We start from the raw sequence: 22,389 nt of genomic DNA, 5'->3' as shown, positions 1-22,389 counted from the left end.
GTGATGTGTCCTTGTGGGCCACATCCCCGCTCACGAGGACGATATGCCGGTTATGAAGGCCCGTGAACGTGGGCGGTCGCCATACCCGGCTCTTCTTTTGTGGCGGTGACGTACGCCACAGCCGCACGCCTGCCGGGCACGAACGCCATGATCAGTGCCGCCAGCATGGCGGCCGCCGCCCCCAGAATGAACGTCAGTTTGAATCCGTCAAGGGTCGGGACGACGGTTCCGGCGAACGGCTGGGTCATGTGGGCCAGCGCCACGCCGACGACCGCGCTGGCGGTGGAGGTGCCGACCGAGCGCATCAGGGCGTTGAGGCCGTTGGCGGCGGCGGTCTCGCTCTGCGGGACGTTCGCCATGATCAGAGCCGGGATGGCGGCGAAGGCCAGCGCCATGCCGGTCGAGGTGATGAGGCTGACCACGATGAGCTGCCAGGGCGCGCTCAGCAGCCACAGGGCGGCGAGGTCGCCGATGGCGAACAGCAGGGCGCCGGTCATGAGGGAGACCTTGGCGCCCTTCCAGGCCGACAGCTTGGCCGAGAACGGCGACACGAAGATCATGACCAGGCCGCCGGGCGCCATGCACAGGCCCGCCACGAGCATCGTCTGGCCGAGCCCGTGGCCGGTGGCGGCGGGCAGCTGGAGGAGTTGCGGGATGGCGAGCGCCTGGGCGTACATGGCGAAGCCGATGGCGATCGAGGCGATGTTGGTGAGCAGGACCGGACGCCGCGCGGAGGTGCGCAGGTCGACGAGGGGGCCGGGGCGGCGCAGCTCGTACACGCCCCAGATGAGCAGGATCACCACGGCGGCGGCGAACAGGCCCAGCGTGAGCGGGGAGTTCCAGCCCCAGTCGCCGCCCTTGGTGATGGCCAGCAGCAGGGAGAGCAGGCCGGCCGTCAGGCCGATCGTGCCGGGCACGTCGATGCGGCCGCCGCTGCGCGCGCTCGATTCCGGGACGAGCGTCCAGACGAGGATCATCGAGATCAGGCCGAGCGCGGCGGCGCCCCAGAACAGCAGGTGCCAGCTCGCGTTCTGGGCGATCGCGGCGGCGGCCGGGAGCCCGAGGGCGCCACCGACGCCGAGCGAGGAGCTCATCAGGCCCATCGCGGAGCCGAGCCGCTCGGGAGCCAGTTCGTCGCGCATCAGGCTGATGCCCAGCGGGATCACCCCGGCCGCGCAGCCCTGGAGCGCCCGGCCGACGATCATCGGGACGAGCGAGGAGCTCAGCGCGCCCACCACCGACCCGGCCACCAGCAGGCCCAGGCAGATGAGCAGCATCCGCCGCTTGCCGAACATGTCGCCCAGGCGCCCGGTGACGGGGGTCGCCACGGCGCCCGCGAGCAGGGTCGCGGTCAGCACCCACGTGACCGACGCGGCGTCGGTGTGCAGGTATCGCGGCAGCTCGGGCACGATCGGAATGACGATGGTCTGCATCACCGAGACCACGATCCCCGCCGACGCCAGAGCTGAGATGACCGCGCCGCCGCGGGGGGCTGGGGGATTCACTTGGTGCCTTCCGTGCCTGTTCGTGCAGATCGCCTGTGCATCTTATGCGTGCCCTCGAACAAGATTCGGTCCGGGGCCGCCCTGTTGGCCGATCGGCCGTCTTTCCGCACGGAACACCTGATGAACATCCTCACCAGTGTCACCACAAGCAATTGGGTCGTGAAACTTACTTAAGTCAGCTGTAGTCTTCACTTCGACAATTCGAATACTTCCGTACGGGTGGGAGGGGTCGTGGCCGACGTACTCACGGAATCTCGCCGGAGCGTGGCCGCCCGTTGGCGGGAACGCCTGTTACAGGGGAGCCGTCACGGGCAGCGACACTGGGCGACCAGAACGGTCTACTACGCGGCCTGCCGCGAGGTGGCCGAGGCCGAGGGCCGGGTCGGGAAGAAGGTGCTGGACGTGTCGGGGGGCTCGACCAGCACGTTGTACACGGTCGTGGGGCCGAGGGCGCGTCATTCGCTCGCGGCGGCCTACGACACGGAGCTGCCCGAGTGCTTCGGGCGGGTCGACGCGCTGACCGAACTGGCGCGCGAGACCGTCGTGTGGGCCTTCTGGCCCTATCGCGATAGCTGGCTACAGATGCTGGAGACGGGACCGGCCGGCCGGATGGCCGCCGCCGAGGGTCTGGTGCTGGCGGTGGCCGACTTCGCGGCCGACCATCCCGGCCTGCTCCGGGCCACCGAATTCGAACCGCCGGTCTGCGCGGTCGAAGACCTGATGGCCGTCTTCGGCCCGGGAGCCGACGCCCGCGACGTCTGCTGCCTGCTGCGCAACGTGATCATCGACGCGTCGCGGGGGCTGCACGTCCCGGCCGAAGTGGTGCTCGACGGGGTCCGCCCGGCGCTGGCGGAGCGGATCGCGGTCGTGGAACGTACCAAGGAGGCGTTGCCGGCGCTGGCCGACGCGGTCGTCGGGGTGCTGTCGGCCCGGCTGGCCGTCCCGCAGCGGATGGCCGCCGCCGACCTGCTCGAAGCCGCCGCGGAGGCCCTGCGCGCGACCATCAGGACGGAGGGACGGGAACGTGACAACGGTCCCCGTGCTGCCTGACCGCGCCTGGATCGCCAGCCTGCGCGCCATCGTGCGCGCGGGCGGGCCCTCCGCCGCCGCGGAGCTCGGCGATCTGCTGGCCAGCGCCCGCGCCCACCTGGGCGCCTCCCACTCGATCGCGCTGCGCATCGCCGCCGCGACCGAGACGGAGCTGAGCCACACCCGCCACGTCGACGACAGCGTGACGTCCTGGGCGGCCGTCCACGCCGAGGCCGGGGTCTCCCTCGGCCCCGACGACCCGGTCACGATGGAGATCGCCAGCGGCCACCTCCGCTGGCTGGCCCGCCGCGCCCGGCCCGACGACCTGCGCCGGGCGCTCACGGCCCAGCGCGCCGAACTCGCCCGCCGCCGCGAGACCCTGGGCCGCCACGACCACTGGACGGGCGTGGCCCGCGCCGACCTGGTGACCACCCTCCTGATGCTCCCGCTGGCCGAGCCCGACCACCGCTGGAGCGCGGAAGCGGTGGAGCTGGCGGCCGAAGAGGTCGGGCGGCGGGCCGGCGTCCTCGGCGACGACCACCTGCTGACCTGGGAGGCCCGGGTGCTGGAGGCCGGGGCCCGCCTCGCGACGGCCCAAGCGGCGGGCGACGCGGCCGAACACGCGCTGGTGGTGGCCGAGGGCTACGTCTCCCTCGCCGGGCCGCTCGACGTGGGGCGGCAGATCCGGGCCGCGCTGCTGACGGCCGACGCCCACTTCGCGGCCGACCGGCCCGGAGACGCCGGGCGGGCGGCGCGGCTGGCGGCGGGCCTGTTCTCGGTCCGGCCGCGCCCGTGGTGGGGCGGCGCCGATCCCGGGCGGCCGTGGGTGGTGATCGCCCGGACAGGGGCCCGGGCGGACGCCGCCGGACACGCCGCCCGGGCGCTGTCGGAACGGTCCCGATGGTTCCCCCCGGACAGCCTCCTGCGGGCGGAAGTGACCAGACTTCTCCACCTGCTCGACGGGCGGTGATGACAGGAGAGCGCATTCCCGCAGTTAGAAGGCGTACATAGGTCTCGCGGTGGTGAATTAATTCGGAAACTTTCCTATTGACAAGGGTCTGTGGGAGGGTGTTCCATCCGAGTTAATTTAAGGGGAGAAGCAACCGCCCTGCCTCTCCTCACCTCGCTTCCGTGTGAGAAAGAGAACCCCATGCGTCTTCGATTACTGCTGCGCGCCGGAGCAGTGCTGAGCGCCGCCGCGCTCGTGCTCACCGGTGTCGTCGCGGCCCCCGCCCAGGCGGCGGTCGGTCAGATCACCGGGTTCGGCGGCAAGTGTGTCGACGTCGCCGCCGCCAGCTCCGCCAACGGCACCGCCATCCAGCTCTACACCTGCAACGGCACCACCGCCCAGCAGTGGACGACCGGTACGGGCCAGACCATCCGCGCCCTGGGCAAGTGCCTCGACGTCGCGGCGGCCAGCTCGGCCAACGGCACCCGCGTCCAGCTCTACGACTGCAACGGCAGCGCCGCGCAGAACTGGACCCCGCAGGCCGACGGCACCCTGCGGGCCCTCGGCAAGTGCCTGGACGCCACCGGCAACTCCTCCGCCGACGGCACCCCGCTCCAGATCTGGGACTGCTTCGCCGGCGCCAACCAGCGCTGGACCCTCCCGACCGGCGGCGGCAACCCCGACCCCGGCAACCCGAACCCCGCGAAGTTCCCGGGCACGCCCTACCTCTACCTCGGCTGGGGCAGCCCGCCCAGCGCCACCTCGATCATGAGCCAGACCGGCGTGCGGTCGTTCACGATGGCGTTCATCCTGTCCGGCGGCGGCTGCGTGCCGCGCTGGGACGGCTCCCGTCCGCTGACCGGCGGCACCGACCAGTCGACCATCAACGCCATCAAGGCCGCGGGCGGTCAGGTCCAGATCTCCTTCGGCGGCTGGTCGGGCAACAAGCTCGGCCCGAACTGCTCCACTCCGGCGGCCTTCGCCGGCGCGGTGCAGCAGGTGATCAACGCCCACGGTCCCAACGTCGTCGACTTCGACGTCGAGAACACCGACGAGATGGGCAACTACACCGTCCAGGACCGCATCCTGAACGGCCTGAAGATCGTCAAGCAGAACAACCCGAACATCCGGATCGTCGTCACCATCGGCACGAGCCAGAGCGGCCCGGCCGGTGCCGAGGCCCGCTTCCTCCAGCAGGCCCGCGCGCTGAACGTGCCGATCGACAACTACACCCTCATGCCGTTCAACTTCGGCGCCTCCAACATCTACAACGCCACCGTCAGCGCGTCCGAAGGGCTGAAGAACCAGCTCAAGTCGCTGTGGGGCTACACCGACGCGCAGGCCTACGCCCGCATGGGCATCTCGGGCATGAACGGCTACTCGGACAACAGTGAGGTCACCACCGTGGCCACCTGGACCCAGATCCGCGACTGGGCCCGCGCCCGCGGCCTCGGTCGGCTGGCCTTCTGGTCGGTCAACCGTGACCGTCAGTGCGCCGGCGCACTGAACGACACCTGCTCGGGCGTCGCCCAGCCCAGCTGGGAGTTCACCCGCATCACGGCCGGTTTCTAGTCCTCTGTACGTGGGATCCGGCGCCCGAGTCACCAGGCCCTGACCCCGCATCGGGGAAGACCCCCCTCGTTCCGTGGACGAGGGGGGTCATCATCACGTGAATGCCCCCCTCGCCCGCAAGACGAGGGGGGCCGCTCAGTTGTACCGGCACCGCGGGCCCCCGCCGCACGCGGGGGCCGTTCGACGGGTCTAGGTGCCGTAGACGTCGAACTCCCAGAGCGAGTAGCCCCAGGCGGTGGCCCGCTGGGTGCCGTAGACCCGGACGTATCGCCCGGTGCCCGACACGGTCAGGTCATCGACGCCTCCGTCGGAGGCGGTCTGCGTGCTGATCGTCGTCCAGGTGGCGTTGTCCGGTGAGGTCTCCACGCGGTACTGCCGCCCGTAGGCCGCCTCCCACTGGAGCCGGACCCGGGAGATCGACCGTGACTGGCCGAGGTCGACGGTGATCCACTGAGGATCGGCGTAGAGGCTGGACCACCGGGTGGCGGTGTTGCCGTCGACCGCGTTGGCGGCGACGTTGGCCCCGGCCTCCGTGCTCGACACCGTCACCGGCCTCCCCTGGGAGAGCAGCGAGGGGGTCCCGCTGGCGGGGGTGCCGAAGACGTTGAGGTCCCACAGGGAGTAGCCGTAGGCGGTCAGGGAGCGCTGGGTCCCGTAGATCCGGACATAGCGCCCGGTGCCCGAGACGGTGAGGTCGTCGATGCCGCCGTCACTGGCGGTCTGGGTGCTGACGGTGGTCCAGGTGCTGTTGTTGGGGGAGACCTCCACGCGGTACTGCCGTGCGTAGGCCGCCTCCCAGTTCAGCCTGACCCGGTTCACGTTGTACGACGCGCCCAGGTCGACGGTGATCCACTGCGGGTCGGCGTAGGCCGAGCCCCAGCGGGTGGCGGTGTTGCCGTCGACGGCGTTGGCCGCCGCGTGGACGCTGTTCGGCTCGACGCTGGAGGCGGTCACGGTCTTGCCGCGGGCCAGGTCGGTCGGCTGCGGCGGCGGGGTGGTGCCGTCGCCCTTGATCCGGATGTTGCGGTAGTTGATGTCCAGGCCGGCGCCGTCGTTCTGGAGGCCGATGTAGCCGTTCTGGATCGCGCGGGTGCTGGTGTAGTCGTTGATCTTGACGCCGTTGAGCCAGATCTCGACGCGGGTGCCGGTCACCTTGATCTCGTAGGCGTTCCAGGTGCCCGGAGGGTTGAGGGCGGCGTCACGGAGTGCGGCGTTGGGGGCCGAGAGGCTGTAGACCGAGCCGGTGGTGCGCGACGGGTCGGCGTCGGTGGCGTCGATCTGGATCTCGTGGCCCTGGTCGACCGGCTTCCACGGGTCGCCCTGCGGGTCGGGGAAGCCGATGAAGACGCCGCCGTTGTCGTCGCCCGGCATCATCCAGTCGGCCTTGAGCGAGTAGTTGGCGAAGGTGGAGACCGGGTACCAGAGCAGGCCCATTCCGCCGAACGAGGTCAGGGTGCCGTTCGCGAGGGTGAAGCCGCCGGGCCCGGCCTGCCGCCACTGGTTGAGGCTGGTCTGGGTGCCGTCGAACAGCGGGGTGTAGCCGGTCTCGGGGCGGCAGTCGGCCGCCCGGAACCCGGCCGCGATCTGGATGCCGCCGAGCAGCATCTGGCGGAAGTTGGTGTCGGCGAAGGTCTCCTGGGTGTGACCCATGCCGGTGTACCAGCTGCGGCCGCCGCCGTAGTTCTGGCACCAGGTGATCGGGTGGTCGCCCATCGAACCGCCGCTGTACGTGGTCTCGTCGAGCGAGGCCAGCACGCGCGCCACCGACCGGGGGTTGGTGCGGTAGTTGTACCACTCGTCCAGGCGGGTCCAGGTCTGCGGCAGGTGCGCGGTCGACACGTTCGACCGGTCCTCGACCTTGACCAGGGCGTTCTGGTTGGCGGGGTGGCTGGCGAAGTAGGCGCCGACGAGACCGCCGTACCAGGACCAGTCGTATTCGGTGTCGGCCGCCGCGTGGACGCCGACGTAGCCGCCGCCCCCGGCGATGTACGACTGGAACGCCGTCTGCTGGGTCGCGTTCAGCACGTCACCGGTGGTGGAGAGCCAGATGACCGCCTGGTACTGGGCCAGGTTGGCCGTGGTGAACTGGGCGGCGTCCTCGGTGGCCGTGACGGTGAAACCGTTGGCCGAGCCCAGCTGCTGGATCGCGGTGATGCCGGCCGGGATCGAGTCGTGCCGGAACCCGGCGGTCTTGCTGAACACCAGGACCTTGGTGAGCGGGGCCGCGTCCGCCGCGGTCGGGACGGCGGAGAGCGCGCTCGCTGAGAGGACGGCCCCGAGCAGGGCCATGAGTAGTCGGCGCATTGCGGTGACTCCCTAACTGTGCTTCGCAGGAGCGCGCGCCGACCGCTACTCGAATGGGTGAGAAACGCCTTCGCGGGCATACGGGGCCACTCGCATGCCGACTGTCCGAAGGCTCGCACACCGAACGGGACACCGTCAACGGACGATAACGATCTCGAGACATCGGAGGTATTTAGGACCGGTCCGGCGGAATTACGAGTCGTGCCCGACATAAAAACGGGCTGATAGCCGGTCTGTACGGGGATTCTTGATCGGTTTTGGGGATTCGGTGAACTTTGGGACAACCTATTGACGCCCGAAGACATCCAATGTTAACTGCGCCTGACAGTCCCGACTTGGTAACAGTGCGAGTCGGGTCTGTGTCTGGGCAGAGGGGCCGTCGGGCTGTCTCATACCGGTCGCCGATCGCCGGTAAGGGGGCGCCCGGCGGCTCCCCTGTCAGAGGGACGCACCCCCCAAATCACCTGTGGTGACCAGGAGATCGATGACATGAGATTTCTGAGAGCGCTCCCCGCACTGGCGCTCGTCGGCGGGCTGGCGGCCGGGGGAGTGGTGACGGCGCCCGCGCTGGCGTCGACGACCGACCACGCCTTCGACCAGTCGGCCGGTGCCCTGAACGTCAACCGCGCGGGCTACCTGAGCAAGCACGACGTCGTGTACAACCGGCCGAACACCAACCCGAACTACGGGCTGACGGTCGGCAACGGCAAGACCGGTGCCATGGTCTGGAGCCAGAACGGCATGACCATGCAGGTCTCCGGCGCCGACCTGGCCCAGCAGTCGACCTACGCGGCCGGCACGCTGACGCTGAACACGAGCCCGGGGCTGGACAGCAACTACACGACCTACCAGCAGCGGCTGAACCTGTACGACGGCACGCTGACCACCAAGTACGACAACAACCGCACCGTGACGATCCTGGGCCAGCCCGGCTCGGAGGTCATGGGCATCCGCGTCGAGGACTCGCGGGCCGGTGTCGGCACCACCACCGTCGACCTCGGTCTGTGGGACCCCAACACCGTCCAGAACATCGCCGACACGCCCGACCTGAACACCTGGCGGACCGTCTCGACGTTCAACGACGCCTCGGTCGCCGGCTTCAGCCGCGGCCAGACCGACGCGAACGGCTTCGGCTACACCTTCGCCGCCACGGTCGAGGGCGCCAACTACACCACCTCGACGGTCAACGGGCGCACGGTCCGGCTGAGCATCACGGCCGACAGCGACTACACGATCTGGTACACCGCCGCGTCGCGGAAGAACGCTCCCTCGGCCAACTCGGTGCAGCAGGCGCGCAACCAGCTGACCAACGTGAAGAACGCCGGGATCACCACGACGCTCAACAACTTCAAGAACTTCTGGCACGACTTCTGGGCCAAGTCGTTCGTGCAGTACGGCGGCAGCGCCGACAACGACTACCTCGAGAACTTCTACTACCTGAGCAACTACATCGTCGCCGCGGGCGGGTACGGCAACTACCCGTTCCACTTCATCAACGGGGTCTTCCGTGCCACCGGAGACCAGTCGAAGTGGTCCAATGCCTATTGGTACTGGAACATGCGGCACGTCTACTACTCGTTCTACGCGTCGAACCACATCGACCTGATGGACGTGTTCAACAACCTCCATTCGAGGAATTACAACGCGCTGAAGTCGTACACCCAGACCAGATACGGCATCGACGGCATCTGGCTCCCGGAGACCTACGGCTGGGACGGCAACGCGCGCGGCACCATCAACTCCGACTACACCAAGAACACGATGTCGACGGCCGCCGAGGCCGCGTACAACATGTACCTGCGCTACCGGTACACCAACGACGCGACCTACCTGGCGAACACGGCCTACCCGTTCATGCGCGAGGCGGCGAAGTTCTACCGCAGCTTCGTGTCGCGGGACGCCTCGACCGGCCAGTACTACATCGCCAACTCCAACGCCCATGAGACGTACTGGAACGTACGGAACGCACTTACCGACCTGACCGCGATCCGCAGCCTGTTCCCCGTGACGATCCAGGTGGCGAACCAGCTCGGCGTCGACGCGACGCTCCGCACCGAGCTGCAGAACATCCTGAACAACCTGGTGCCCTACTCGGTGGTCAACAACGCCTACCAGCCGCACCAGCCGCCGATCTCGCAGACCCGCAACAACGAGAACGTCTCGGCCGAGATGATCTGGCCGTACAACCTCACCGGCATCGGCTTCCCCGACTACTCCACCGCGCTGAACACCTGGAACGTGCGTCCGCACCCCTACGGCAACGTGTGGGCCAACGACGCGGTGCAGGCCGCCCGCCTGGGCCTGGGCGACCAGACCTTCCAGGGCATGAAGACCATGGCGCAGCGCTACCAGAACTACCCGAACAGCTTCACCAACAACACAAACGGCGTGTTCGAGTACCACGGCGTGCACATGGCGGCGATGAACGAGTCGCTGATGCAGTCGTACAACGACAAGATCCGCGTCTTCCCGGCCGCGCCGAGCAGCAGCTCGTTCATCGGGAAGTTCTCGCTGCTGGCCAAGGACGGCTTCATCGTCAGCTCTGAGCGCGAGGGCAACGAGACCAAGTACGTCGGCATCAAGTCGCTGTACGGCAAGCAGGCCACCGTGGTGAACCCCTGGGGCACCCAGCAGGTCCGCGTGCGCCGCACCTCCGACAACGCGATCATCACGACCAGCTCGGCCGCCGAGGTCAGCTTCGCGACCGCCGCCAACACGACCTACGTCGTGGAGCGCACCGCCAAGCTGCTCTCCGCTTACAGCTACACCCAGCTCACCGGCACCGCCAACCAGGGCGTCAAGTCCCTGAGCGGCACCGCCTCGACCCTCGGCATCGGCACCCCCGGTGGCGGCGGTGGCGGCGGCCTGATCAACAACACCGAGCTGACCTACGACGGCAACTGGCACCTGACCACGGGCCGCGGCTACGGCGACTACAACGACGACGCGCACCACAGCAACACCGTCAACGCCGCCGCGACCTACACGTTCAACGGCACCGGCATCGAGATCCTCTCGGAACGGTTCTCCGACATGGGGAACATCGACGTCTACATCGACAACGTGTTCCAGCAGAACGTGAACCTCAACGCCAGTGGCGCCAGACAGGTGCAGCAGGTCGTCTACGCCAAGACGGGCCTGTCCAGCGGCACGCACACCCTCCGGGTGGTCAACAAGACGACATCGGTCGGCATGATCGACGCCGTCAGGGTGACCACGGGCGGCGGAAACCCGCCGGCCGGGACGGTCACGCTGCGCTCGCGGGCCAACAACCTGTTCGTCTCGGCCGCCAACGCGACCACCCCGCTGATCGCCAACAAGACGACGGCGGGCGCGACGGAGCAGTTCGTCCGGGTCGACCTGGGCGGCGGCAACATCGCCCTGCGCTCGGTGGCCAACAACCTCTATGTGACCAACCAGGGCGGCGGCGGCACGGTGCCGCTGCTGGCCGACCGGCCCTCGGCCGGATCGTGGGAGACGTTCACCCTGGTGAACAACTCCAACGGCTCCGTCTCGCTCCGGGCCACGGTCAACAACCAGTACGTCTGCGCGGAAGGCGGCGGGGCCCAGAACCTTGTCACCAACCGGGCGTCCATCGGACCCTGGGAGCAATTCGATCTAGTCCCGGTCTAAGAAGAAGCACCCTCTAAGGGGCAGTAAGCGCGCCGGTGACCGCTTGTGGCGAGTGGTCACCGGTGCGTTCATCTATCGGCGGGGTTCGGTGACCAGTGTCCCGCCGTATCGTCCCCATCCGTTCCTGCATTGGAGCATCCATGTCAGGTTCATCGCGCCTGCGCGCGATCCTGGTCACGCTGGCCATGGTCGTCGTCGCACTGGTGCCCGTCCAGGCCGCCTACGCGGCGCCGCCACCCACGAGCGGATTCGAGAAGGTCCGGCTCGACAGCGGCCTGTCGATGGGTGAGCCCATCGAACTGTCCGTCTTACCCGACGGCAAGGTGCTGTACATCAACCGGGGCACCACCGCCGGAGGCGGGCAGGTCCGCCTCTACAACCCGGCCACCCAGGCGACGACCGTCGCCCTCACCCTCCAGCTCGACGCCCGGTTCGAGGACGGCCTCATCGGCATCACCCTCGACCCGAACTTCGCGACCAACCGCTGGGTCTACCTCTTCTACTCACCCAAGGTGACCCCGCTGGTGAACCGGATCTCCCGGTTCACCTTCAACACCGCGAACAACACGCTCCCGGCCAGCACCGAAGACATGATCATCGAGTGGCCGACCGAGCGGAACCTCTGCTGTCACTCGGCCGGGTCGATGACCTGGGACAGTAACGGCAACCTCTACTTCGCGGTCGGCGACAACACCAACTCGGGCGGCGACTCGGCCGGCATGGCGCCGATCGACGAGCGGACCAGCCGCGACCCCCAGTACGACGCCCAGCGCACCTCGGGCAACACCAACGACCTCCGGGGCAAGATCAACCGGATCCACCCCGAGGCCAACGGCACCTACACGATCCCCTCGGGCAACCTGTTCGCGCCGGGCACGGCGCAGACGCGGCCCGAGATCTACGTCATGGGGACGCGTAACCCGTACCGGATCTGGGTCGACAAGCAGGGCGGCAACACCCTCTACTGGGGCGAGGTCGGCCCGGACGCCGGCGCGACCCTCGCCAACCGGGGCCCGGCCGCCTACGACGAGTACAACCGCGCCACCAGCGCGGGCAACTACGGCTGGCCCTACTGCGGCGGCCCGAACGTCGCCTACAACGACTGGGACTTCGCGGCCAACGCGCCCCGGGGCTGGTTCCCGTGCGGCGGGACGACCGGACCGGTCAACAACTCGCCGCGCAACACCGGTCTCCAGCAGCTCCCGCCGACGCGCGGCGCCCTGGTCTGGGAGCAGCACGGCGGCAGCAAGGAGTGGCCGGCCCTCGACCAGCCCGGCGGCTGCGGCTCGCCGAACCACGCCGAGGTCTACCACTACAACCCGAACCTCAACAGCGCGGTGAAGTGGCCGCAGTACTACGACAACAAGCTGATCATCACGGAGTACTGCCGTAACTGGATCAAGGAAGTCCAGTTCAGCAACGGCAACCCCGCGACCGGCAACCCGACGATCATCGAACCTGTCCTCGCCGGGATGCCCTTCGTCCACCCGATCGACATGGAGTTCGGCCCCGACGGGTCGCTCTACCTCCTCGAATACGGCAGCGGGTACTTCTCCGGGGCCGCCGACGCCGCCCTCGTGAAGATCAACTATGTGCAGGGCGGCCGGTCGCCGGTCGCGGTGGCCACCTCCAACGTCGACAACGGGCTCGCCCCGCTGACCGTGCAGTTCTCCAGCGCGGGCAGCAACGACCCCGACGGCAACCCGCTCACCTACGCGTGGGACTTCGACAACAACGGCACCACCGACTCCACGGCGGCGAACCCGACCTATACGTACACAACCAATGGTGACAAGCGAGCCCGGCTGACGGTCAGCGACGGGACCATGACCGGCACCACGCTGCTCACCGTCGTGGTGGGCAACAACCGGCCGGTCGTGACCATCGGCGGGATCCCCAACGGCGGCCTGTTCTCGTGGGACGAGCGCCTGACCGCCTCCGCCTCGGCCACCGACGCGCAGGACGGCACGATCCCGTGCGCCAACGTCGTCGTCCGGGCCGCGCTGGGACACCAGGAACACGCCCACGAAGAAGGCCAGGGCACCGGCTGCGGCGCCTCCTTCGACGTCGGCCCGGTGCACGCCGGTCCCGACTCGGTGCTCTTCTGGGTCATCAGGGGCTCCTACACCGACCAGGGGGCCGTCCCGCTGACCGGTGAGCGGGAGATCACCCTGTGGCCCAAGCAGTGGCAGGCCGAGCACTACGTGACGCTCAACGGCCCGCGCGTCGTCGACCAGGCCCAGGCCGAGGGCGGCAAGCGGCTCGGCGACATCCAGCCCGGTGAGTGGGTCCGCCACCACGGGGTCAACCTCCAGGGCATCACCGGCGTGAAGGCCCGCGTCTCCACCGCCAACGCCGGGGGAGTGCTCTCCTTCCGGTACGACAGCCCGACCGGCACCGAGGTCGCCAGGATCAACGTGACGAACACCGGTGGCTGGGACAACTACGTGGAGCTCACCGCGCCGGTCACCGCCCCGACCGGCACGCACGACCTCTACCTGACCTTCACCGGGACCGCCGGGACCGCCGTGTTCGACGTCGACAGCTACACCTTCACCGGTCCGGGCGTCTCGACGCCCATCTCCGGCGGTGGCGGCGGCGACCTCGCGCAGGGCAAGCCCGTGACCGTGTCGAGCACCGAGGCCGGGGCGAACGTCGCGGCCAACGCGGTCGACGGCAACGGCGCCACCCGCTGGTCGAGCCTCTACGGCGCCGACCCGCAGTGGATCACGGTGGACCTGGGGGCGTCGTACAACGTCAACCGGGTCAGGCTGAACTGGGAGGCGGCCTACGGCCGTCAGTACCGGGTGGAGGTCTCACCGAACAACTCCACCTGGACGACCATCAACACCCAGACCGCGTCGGACGGCGGCGTCGACGACCTGAGTGTTTCCGGGACGGGTCGTTATGTCCGTATCTATGGAACCCAGCGCGCACTGACCCAATACGGCTATTCGCTCTGGGACCTCAACGTCTACGGAACGCCGGCCACCGGAACCCCGCAGCTGCTCTCGCGCAGCCGCCCGGTGACGGTGTCGAGCACGGAGGCCGGGGCGAACGTCGCGGCCAACGCGGTCGACGGCAACACCGCGACGCGGTGGTCCAGCCTCTACGCCGACCCGCAGTGGATCACGGTCGACCTCGGCCAGAGCCGCTCCATCTCCCGGGTCCGGCTCCAGTGGGAGGCGGCCTACGGGCGGCAGTACCGGGTGGAGACCTCCAATGACAACGCCACCTGGACGGTCCTGAACACCCAAACGGCCTCGGACGGCGGGGTCGACGACCTCACGGTGTCCGGGACAGGCCGATACGTCCGTATCTACGGGACACAAAGGGCTCTGACGCAGTACGGCTACTCCCTCTGGGAGTTCGACGTCTACGGCGTCTAGTCGCGTCTGAGCAGGTCAGAGACGGGGCCCCGGTGAACCTGACGGTTCGCCGGGGCCCTTCGAAATCATCGGATCTCTTTCTCGTTGCGGCTATTGACACGCCTGTAACATGCGGGGCATTCTTCTTGAGAACCAAACATCGGATGTCTGGAGAGTAGCCGTGAAGGTGGTCTCGGGGTCTTCCACCCGGGGGCGACCTGCGGAATTCTGGTCCCGTCAGGGATCGGCCCGCGGTCCCGGAAGGGATCGTGTCCGCAAATTAATCGGATCTTTATCTCGAATGGCTTTCGAATACGACCACCCGGCGGTAGCGCCGGTCTCTTACATTAATCGGATGTGTCTGGAGCTCGCATGAGGGTCATCTCCCTGGAGACGCACGACATCCGGTTCCCGACCTCGACGGAGCTCGACGGTTCCGACGCGATGAACCCCGACCCCGACTACTCGGCGGCCTACGTGGTGCTGCGGACCGACGAGGACGAGAAGGGACACGGATTCGCGTTCACGATCGGCCGCGGCAACGACGTGCAGACCGCCGCCATCAAGGCGCTGGACGGTCACATCGTCGGACGCGACTGCTCCGACCTGGGCGCCGTCTACAGGGACCTGATCGGCGACTCGCAGTTGCGCTGGCTGGGACCGGAGAAGGGCGTCATGCACATGGCGATCTCCGCCGTCATGAACGCCCTGTGGGACCTGAAGGCCCGCCGCGAGGGCAAGCCGCTCTGGCTGCTCCTCGCCGAGATGACGCCGGAAGAGATCGTCTCCCTGGTCGACTTCCGCTACATCACCGACGCGCTCACCCCCGACGAGGCGCTGGAGATCCTCCGCGCCGCGCAGCCGGGGCGCGAGGAGCGCGTCGCCCTCCTGCGGGAACAGGGTTACCCCGCATACACGACGTCGCCGGGCTGGCTCGGCTACGACGACGAAAAGCTTCGGCGCCTCTGCAAGGAGGCCCTCGACGAGGGCTTCACGCAGATCAAGCTGAAGGTCGGTGCCGACCTCGACGACGACATCCGCCGCATGCGGATCGCCCGTGAGGTCTGCGGCGACGGTTTCCCGATCGCGATCGACGCCAACCAGAGATGGGACGTCTCCGACGCGATCCGCTGGGTGAAGGCGCTGACCGAGTTCGACCCCTGGTGGGTGGAAGAACCCACCAGCCCGGACGACATGCTCGGCCACGCCGCGATCGCACGCGCGGTCGCACCCGTCCCGGTCGCCACCGGGGAGCACGTGCAGAACCGGATCGTGTTCAAGCAGCTCCTCCAGTCGGAGGCCATCTCCTACCTGCAGCTCGACGCGGCCCGCGTCGGAGGCGTCAACGAGAACATCGCCATCCTGCTGCTGGCCGCCAAGTTCGGCATCCCCGTCTGCCCGCACGCGGGCGGAGTGGGGCTGTGCGAGCTGGTCCAGCACCTGGCCATGTTCGACTTCGTCGCCGTCAGCGGGTCGAAGGAGGGCCGGGTGATCGAGTACATCGACCACCTGCACGAGCACTTCGCCGACCCGGTCATCGTCCGGGACGGCAGCTACGTGGCGCCCGAAGCAGCCGGATTCAGCTCGGCGATGCGACCTGAGTCACTCGCCGCGTTCACCTATCCATGGGGTCAGTACTGGACCAGCGCAGTGGCCCAGAACTCCCCGGCGGCGGAGGCGCGCAGAACCTCCGCCGTCCATCACCCCCCCGTCCTGAAAGGCCGATCGGCATGAAACTTCTGTCCGTCGCCGCCAGCGCCGCCGTGCTCGCATTGGGCCTGGCCGCGTGTGGGTCGTCCGACACCCCAGCCGACACCGCGGCGAGCGCCGCTCCCGGCGAGACCGCGCCCCCCGCGGCCGCCGCCGGCGGCAAAGTCGGTGTGGACTTCCCGCGCGCCGACTCCGACTTCTGGAACTCGTACAACAAGTACGTTCCGGAGATCGCCACCAAGGACGGCGTCGAGCTGATGCCGCCGACCAACTCGCAGAACGACGTCGCGAAGCTGGTCGCCAACACCCAGGCTCTCGTCAGCCAGGGCGCCAAGGCGATCATCATGGCCCCGCAGGACACCGGCGCCATCGCCTCGACCCTCGACCAGCTCGCGACCAAGCAGATCCCGGTCGTGACCGTCGACACCCGCCCCGACAAGGGCAACGTCTACATGGTCGTGCGCGCCGACAACCGCGCCTACGGCACCAAGGCGTGCGAGTTCCTCGGTGAGCAGATGGGCGGCAAGGGCAAGGTCGTGCAGCTGATGGGCGCCCTGGCCTCCATCAACGGCCGCGACCGCGCCGAGGCCTTCCGCGACTGCATGAAGGAGAAGTTCCCGGAGATCACCGTCTTCGAGGAGCCCACCGAGTGGGAGGGCAGCAAGGCCGCGTCCATGCTGCAGACCCGCCTCGAGCAGAACCCGGACATCAAGGGCATCTACATGCACGCCGGCGGTGTGCACCTGGCCCCGACCCTCCAGGTCCTGAAGGCCAAGGGCCTGCTCGTCAAGCCCGACGACCCCAAGCACATCTTCGTCGTGTCCAACGACGGCATCCCGGCCGAGTTCGAGGCCATCCGCGCCGGCGAGATCGACGCGACCGTCTCGCAGCCGGCCGACCTCTACGCCAAGTACGCCGTCTTCTACGCGAAGGCCGCTCTGGAGGGCAAGACCTTCCAGCCCGGCCCGACCGACCACGACAGCAACATCATCCAGCTGCCGAACGGCCTTGAGGACCAGCTGCCCGCGCCGCTGATCACCAAGGAGAACGTGGATGACCCCAACCTCTGGGGCAACCAGGTCAGCTAGATGACGACCTCATCGAAAGCGGCGGCGGTCGAGGCGCTTGGCATCACCAAGCGCTTCGGCCCCACCGTCGCACTCAACGACGCGGGCCTCACCATCCAGCAGGGCGAGACGCACGCCCTGATCGGCCGCAACGGCGCCGGGAAGTCGACCCTCGTGTCGATCCTGACCGGCCTGCAGCGGCCCGACACGGGTGAGGTCCGGTTCGCGGGCGAAACGGCTCCGCCGATCGCCGACCGCGACGCGTGGAAGGCCCGCGTGGCCTGCGTCTACCAGAAGTCCACGATCATCCCCGCGCTGACCGTGGCCGAGAACCTCTTCGTCAACCGCCAGACCGACGGCAAGGTCATCAACTGGCGCGCGATGCGCGCCCGCGCCGTCGCCCTCCTCGACCAGTACCACGTCGACGTCGACCCGTTCGGGCTCGCCGGCGACCTGGGCGTCGAGCAGCGGCAGCTGGTCGAGATCGCCCGCGCGCTCTCCTTCGGCGCGCGGTTCATCATCCTCGACGAGCCCACCGCCCAGCTGGACGGCCCCGCCATCCAGCGCCTGTTCGACCGCATGCGCGACCTGAAGAACCAGGGCGTGACGATGATGTTCATCTCCCACCACCTCGAAGAGGTGTACGAGGTGTGCGACAGCGTCACCGTCTTCCGCGACGCCCGTCACATCGTCACCAGCACCGTCGCGGACCTTCCGCACGACGCCCTGGTGTCCGCGATGACCGGCGAGCACGCCGTGACCTACGAGGCCAAGGCCCGGAAGATCGACGCGAAGGCCAAGGTCGTCCTGGAGGTCAGCGGGCTCAACTCCGCGGGCCGCTACGAGGGCGTCGACCTGACCGTGAAGGCCGGCGAGATCGTCGGGCTGGCCGGTTCGGGCAGCAGCGGCAAGGTCGGCCTGGCCGAGAGCATCGTCGGGCTGCGCCGCGCCGACAGCGGTGTCATCAAAGTCAACGGCACGCAGCCGAAGCCGGGCGACGTCCCGTCGGCGCTGGCCGCGGGCATCGGTTTCGTCCCGCAGGACCGGCACCACGAGGGCTTCGTCGCCCTGCTGTCGGTCGGCGAGAACGCGACCATGCCGATCGCCGGGAAGCTCGGCCGCTTCGGGCTCATCTCGCCCGACCGGCGCCGGGAACGCGCCCGGACCATGATCAAGGAGCTCGACATCAAGACCGAGGGTCCCGACCAGCCGGTCGGCGACCTGTCGGGCGGCAACGCCCAGAAGGTCGTGATGGCGCGGGCCCTCGTCGACGACCCTGCAGCGCTGGTCGTCATCAACCCCACCGCCGGCGTCGACGTCAAGGCCAAGCAGTCACTGCTCGGCGCCGTCGAGGACGCCGCCGAGCGGGGTGCTGGAGCCGTACTGGTCAGCGACGAACTCGACGACCTGCGAATCTGTGACCGGGTCCTGGTGATGTTCCACGGCCGGGTGATCAAGGACGTGCCACGCGGATGGTCGGACAGCGACCTCGTGGCCGCTATGGAGGGTGTTTCCTCATGAGTGATCGGCAGGGGCGACCCGCCCCGACACTGCCGAAGACCGCGGCGGCGTCGGCGAACGGCTCCGGCCCCGCTCCGGCGGCGGCCGCCCGTCCGGCCTTCCGGCTGAGCAGGTTCCGCGACCTGACGCTGGTGCCGGTCATCGTGGTGCTGCTGATCGTCGGGTATTTCGTCGACCCGGAGGTGTTCCTCACCACGGGCAACCTGACGAACGTGCTGCAGCAGCAGTCGGCGCTGGCCCTGGTCGTGCTGGCCGAGGCGCTGATCCTGATCGCCGGCAAGTTCGACCTGTCGCTGGAGTCGATCGTCGGCATGGCCCCCGCCGTGGCGGTCATGCTCGTCATCGCGACCGGTGACGGCGGATTCGGCCTCGGCCTGCCGCCCGCGCTGGCCGTGCCGCTGTGCCTGCTCATCGGCGCCCTGATCGGAGCCTTCAACGGCTTCCTCATCCTGCGCTTCCAGCTCTCGGCGTTCGTCGTCACGCTGGCGATGCTCATCGTCGTCCACGGCCTGCACCTCGGCCTGACCGGCGGCAAGAGCCTCTTCGCCCTGCCCGAGTCGTTCCTCTACCTCGGCAGCGCGGTCTGGCTCGGCCTGCCCGCCGCGATCTGGATCACCGGCATCCTGTTCGCCGCCGGCATGTTCGCCCTCGGCTACTTCCGCGGAGGCCGTGCCCTCTACGCCATCGGCGGCAACTCCGACGCCGCCAAGGCCGCGGGCATCCGGGTCGACCGGGTCGTCCTGACGGTCTTCGTCATCGGCGGCGCCCTCGCGGCGCTGGCGGGCATCCTGGAGACCGGCCGCCTCGGTGGCATCAGCGCCAACCAGGGCGTCGGCTGGATCTTCATGGTCTTCGCCGCGGCCGTCATCGGCGGCGTCAGCATGGACGGCGGCAAGGGCACCATCCTCGGCGCCCTCACCGGTGTCCTGGTGATCGGCCTCGTCGAGAACATCCTGACCCTCCAGGGCGTGCCCGGCGAGTGGAAGCAGCTCGTGTACGGCGGCATCATCCTGGTCGCCCTCATGATCAGCCGGTTGGCCGGCGGGAGGGCCCAGGACTAGCGTGACGACCGGCCGCGCCACCCTGCGCAGGGACAACCTGTCCCGCGTGCTCCGGCACCTGCGTGACTACGGGACCTGCTCCCGTGCGGATGTGGTGGAGGCGACCGGTCTTCACCGCGCCACCGTCTCCTCCCTGATGACCGAGCTCATGGCGCTCGGCCTGGTCAGGGAGGAGGGCACCTCCACGGCGGGCGCCGTAGGCCGCCCCCGCCGCGACGTGGCGCTCGACGGCTCCCGGGTCGGAGCACTCGGCCTGGAGATCAACGTCGACTATGTGGCCGCCCACGGTTCCGACCTGGGCGGCCGCGTCCTTTTCTCGGCCTGTTCGGGCTTCGACGCCGCCGGGGCGGGTTTTTCCGCCTGCGTCGCCGAGCTCGTCCGGATGGCGCGACTGGCCTCGGCTGAAATGTCCACCCTGGCGGGTGTCGTGGTGGCCGTCCCCGGCCTGGTCGACGCCGAACGCGGCGTCGTCGCCTTCGCCCCCAACCTGGGCTGGCGCGACGTCCCGATCGCCGACCTGCTCCGGGCCGAACTGGGCGTGACGGTCGGGGTGGGCAACCACGCGAACCTCGCGGCCCTGGCCGAATACGCCTCAGGCGTGGCGGCGGGCACCCCCGACATGGTCTACCTGACGGGGGAGGGCGGCGGCATCATCATGGGCGGCCGGTTACTCCACGGGGCCGACGGCTTCTCGGGCGACACGGGGCACCTGCCCGTCGACCCGGGCGGCACGCGGTGCGGCTGCGGCCGGACCGGCTGCTGGGAGACGAAGGTCGGACTGGCGGCCCTCGACCCCGCCGGAGCGACCGTCCTCGACCCGGAGACCCGCGTCCACCAGATCGCCTCCGCCGCCGCGGCCGGAGACACCCGCACCCTCGCCGCTCTCGCGGAGGTGGGACGGTGGCTGGGCCTGGGGGGCTCGATCCTGGTGAACCTCTTCAACCCGCGCGCGATCGTCGTGGGTGGCTACTTCGCCCAGCTGGCCTCACGGCTGATCCCGCCGGCCCAGGCCGAACTGGAACGGCGCGCCGTGGCCGGTGGCCGGTGCACGATCGTGGCCTCGGAACTGGGCTTCGAGGCGGCGTCCCGCGGGGCGGCGGGAGTGGTCGTCGACCGGATCCTCGACGACCCCCTCATTCTCGAATCCGTCTGAGGCGTCCCGGCGATACTCTTCCAGCCATGATCAGCTTTCCCCTCGCGATCACTGGGATGTGCCCCGCATGAATGCGGATTTCGCCACGCAGCTCCTCGGCTGGAAGACCAGCACGAAGGGCAAGACGGTTCCCAACACCGCCGACACTGACAGCGCGGCGTCGGTGAGCATCGCTGGCGCTGTACTTGAAGAGATCGGAGTTCCCCAGGGCGCCCCCGCGCCGGTGAAGAACCTCGAGAGCGGACGTCCGCTGGAGCGAGCGGTCGCTGCTTCCCTCAAGGCCGAGCTTCCCGGGCTTGATGGCACGCGTGCCTGGTCGGTCCATGATTCCCAGATCGCGATCACCGAGTTCGTGCAGTACAACCACCTCAAGAAGGTGGACAGCCTGGTCGAGAAGAACATCGAGCTCCAAATCACCCTCGGCCGGGACTATCTCATCAAGCCCGATGTCGTCGTGAGCCTCCCGGGAAGGGAGAACGACAGCCTGCCTTTCCTCCACGCCGCGATCTCGTGCAAGTGGACGATCAGATCCGACCGTGTCCAGAACATCCGGCACGAGAACGGCCAGATGATCAGACACCGCAGGGAACGTCTTCCGCATCTGGTCACCGTCACGGCCGAACCTCTCCCGTCCCGGCTGATTTCGATCGCCAGAGGAACCGGGGAAGTGGACGCCGTCTACCACATCGCTTACGGGGCCCTCGATCGCGTCGTCCGGGACCTAGCTGGAGCGGGAAGGATTCAGCCGAAGCAGCTGCAGGACTGGGAAGAGTGCATAGCGCTGGGCAGAATCCGCTCTTTCAGCGAGCTCGCACCCACTCTTGCGATGTGGTGAGGAACCTCCGTCAGGACGGGCTGTCACCCAATTCTTCGAGCAGGGTTTCGCGTGCTGGTGACGGCAGCCTCCGGTAGGCGGTCCATGCGCGGTCGATGGGAGTGGCACCCCTGCGCCCCCGTCGCATCCAGAGCAGCAACCGCCGCTGGTCTGCCTCGTCGAGATCGCGTACGTCACTGATCAGTCTGGACAGATCGGCAGATTGGTTGTTTGCGGCACCAGACCGGCACCGCTTGCATTCTGTGACGTACATAAGCTCGGTGTGGTCCATCGAGAGGTGCACTGTCCGGCTGCTCGCCGCTAGGACCGCAGTCTCCGTTGGAGAGTCCGCATAGGCCTCCCCGCCGGCGATCCCGCACGTCACACACTGGTAGTCGTCTGCCGCGAAAACCGCCTGACGCTGCTTCGCGGTGATCACCGGGCTGGTCGCCGCGCGCCTGACGCCAGGCTGCCAGACGGGGAGGCCGATCTTGACGAACCGTTGTTCCTGGGGGCGCAGGGTGGCGTCTTCGACGTTGGTATGGATAACCCACTCATAGTCGCGGAGGTCACGCATGCGGCGATCAGCCTGAGATATGCCTGGAAAGGCGTTGCGGTGGTCCTCTTTGGTGAAGACGTTGCCTTCACCGACCACTGTCGCCAGCCACAACGCGGTGCGGACCATCGTCCCCGCCTTGAGGGT

Annotated in this window: 14 protein-coding genes; 11 read left to right on the top strand and 3 right to left on the bottom strand. The window is 68.6% G+C overall.

Annotated features, from left to right (window positions below):
• Positions 1–50: 50 nt before the first annotated feature.
• Positions 51–1,505: an MFS transporter gene (locus ACYQ78_RS36015; RefSeq protein WP_459805454.1), complete on the bottom strand. Its 1,455-nt coding sequence runs from the start codon at positions 1,503–1,505 to the stop codon at positions 51–53.
• Positions 1,506–1,736: 231 nt separating this feature from the next.
• Here ACYQ78_RS36015 and ACYQ78_RS36010 point away from each other — a divergent pair, with 231 nt between their 5' ends.
• The 3 genes from ACYQ78_RS36010 (at position 1,737) to ACYQ78_RS36000 (ending at position 5,055) form a co-directional block, all read left to right on the top strand.
• Positions 1,737–2,555 carry a hypothetical protein gene (locus ACYQ78_RS36010; protein ID WP_459805453.1) on the top strand — a complete coding sequence of 273 codons (819 nt, stop codon included), beginning with the start codon at positions 1,737–1,739 and terminating at the stop codon, positions 2,553–2,555.
• The gene (locus ACYQ78_RS36005; protein ID WP_459805452.1) at positions 2,530–3,504 is read left to right on the top strand and encodes a hypothetical protein; all 975 of its coding nucleotides are present in this window, start codon (positions 2,530–2,532) and stop codon (positions 3,502–3,504) included. Before ACYQ78_RS36010 ends, ACYQ78_RS36005 begins: the two co-directional genes overlap by 26 nt.
• Before the next feature lie 180 nt (positions 3,505–3,684).
• Positions 3,685–5,055 carry a ricin-type beta-trefoil lectin domain protein gene (locus ACYQ78_RS36000; RefSeq protein WP_459805451.1) on the top strand — a complete coding sequence of 457 codons (1,371 nt, stop codon included), beginning with the start codon at positions 3,685–3,687 and terminating at the stop codon, positions 5,053–5,055.
• A gap of 189 nt (positions 5,056–5,244) precedes the next feature.
• On the opposite strand, the gene ACYQ78_RS35995 is transcribed toward ACYQ78_RS36000, so the two are convergent.
• A complete protein-coding gene (locus ACYQ78_RS35995; RefSeq protein ID WP_459805450.1) occupies positions 5,245–7,359 on the bottom strand; it encodes a ThuA domain-containing protein in 2,115 nt (704 codons plus the stop codon).
• Between the two features lie 489 nt (positions 7,360–7,848).
• Here ACYQ78_RS35995 and ACYQ78_RS35990 point away from each other — a divergent pair, with 489 nt between their 5' ends.
• The 8 genes from ACYQ78_RS35990 (at position 7,849) to ACYQ78_RS35955 (ending at position 21,707) form a co-directional block, all read left to right on the top strand.
• On the top strand, positions 7,849–10,992 hold the full coding sequence (locus tag ACYQ78_RS35990) for a fascin domain-containing protein (RefSeq protein WP_459805449.1): 3,144 nt from the start codon (positions 7,849–7,851) through the stop codon (positions 10,990–10,992).
• 140 nt (positions 10,993–11,132) lie between these two features.
• Entirely contained in the window at positions 11,133–14,381 is a 3,249-nt protein-coding gene (locus ACYQ78_RS35985) for a discoidin domain-containing protein (RefSeq protein ID WP_459805448.1), read from the top strand.
• A 351-nt stretch (positions 14,382–14,732) separates the two neighbouring features.
• The gene (locus ACYQ78_RS35980) at positions 14,733–16,094 is read left to right on the top strand and encodes an L-fuconate dehydratase (protein WP_459805447.1); all 1,362 of its coding nucleotides are present in this window, start codon (positions 14,733–14,735) and stop codon (positions 16,092–16,094) included.
• A complete protein-coding gene (locus ACYQ78_RS35975; RefSeq protein ID WP_459805446.1) occupies positions 16,091–17,158 on the top strand; it encodes a sugar ABC transporter substrate-binding protein in 1,068 nt (355 codons plus the stop codon). Before ACYQ78_RS35980 ends, ACYQ78_RS35975 begins: the two co-directional genes overlap by 4 nt.
• Complete coding sequence (locus ACYQ78_RS35970) at positions 17,159–18,658, top strand: sugar ABC transporter ATP-binding protein (protein WP_459805445.1); 1,500 nt, start codon at positions 17,159–17,161, stop codon at positions 18,656–18,658.
• Complete coding sequence (locus ACYQ78_RS35965; RefSeq protein WP_459805444.1) at positions 18,655–19,719, top strand: ABC transporter permease; 1,065 nt, start codon at positions 18,655–18,657, stop codon at positions 19,717–19,719. Before ACYQ78_RS35970 ends, ACYQ78_RS35965 begins: the two co-directional genes overlap by 4 nt.
• Before the next feature lies 1 nt (position 19,720).
• Positions 19,721–20,872 carry an ROK family protein gene (locus tag ACYQ78_RS35960; protein WP_459805443.1) on the top strand — a complete coding sequence of 384 codons (1,152 nt, stop codon included), beginning with the start codon at positions 19,721–19,723 and terminating at the stop codon, positions 20,870–20,872.
• A gap of 67 nt (positions 20,873–20,939) precedes the next feature.
• Positions 20,940–21,707, top strand: a complete 768-nt coding sequence (locus ACYQ78_RS35955; protein WP_459805442.1) for an NgoMIV family type II restriction endonuclease — start codon at positions 20,940–20,942, stop codon at positions 21,705–21,707.
• A gap of 10 nt (positions 21,708–21,717) precedes the next feature.
• Here the strand turns inward: ACYQ78_RS35955 and ACYQ78_RS35950 are convergent, their stop codons facing one another.
• Complete coding sequence (locus ACYQ78_RS35950) at positions 21,718–22,371, bottom strand: hypothetical protein (RefSeq protein ID WP_459805441.1); 654 nt, start codon at positions 22,369–22,371, stop codon at positions 21,718–21,720.
• Positions 22,372–22,389: the final 18 nt, after the last annotated feature.

The sequence above is a fragment of the Herbidospora sp. RD11066 genome, from assembly GCF_054661255.1.
The sequence above is the reverse complement of the archived record's forward strand: the minus strand, read 5'-3'. Positions and strand labels throughout refer to the sequence as shown.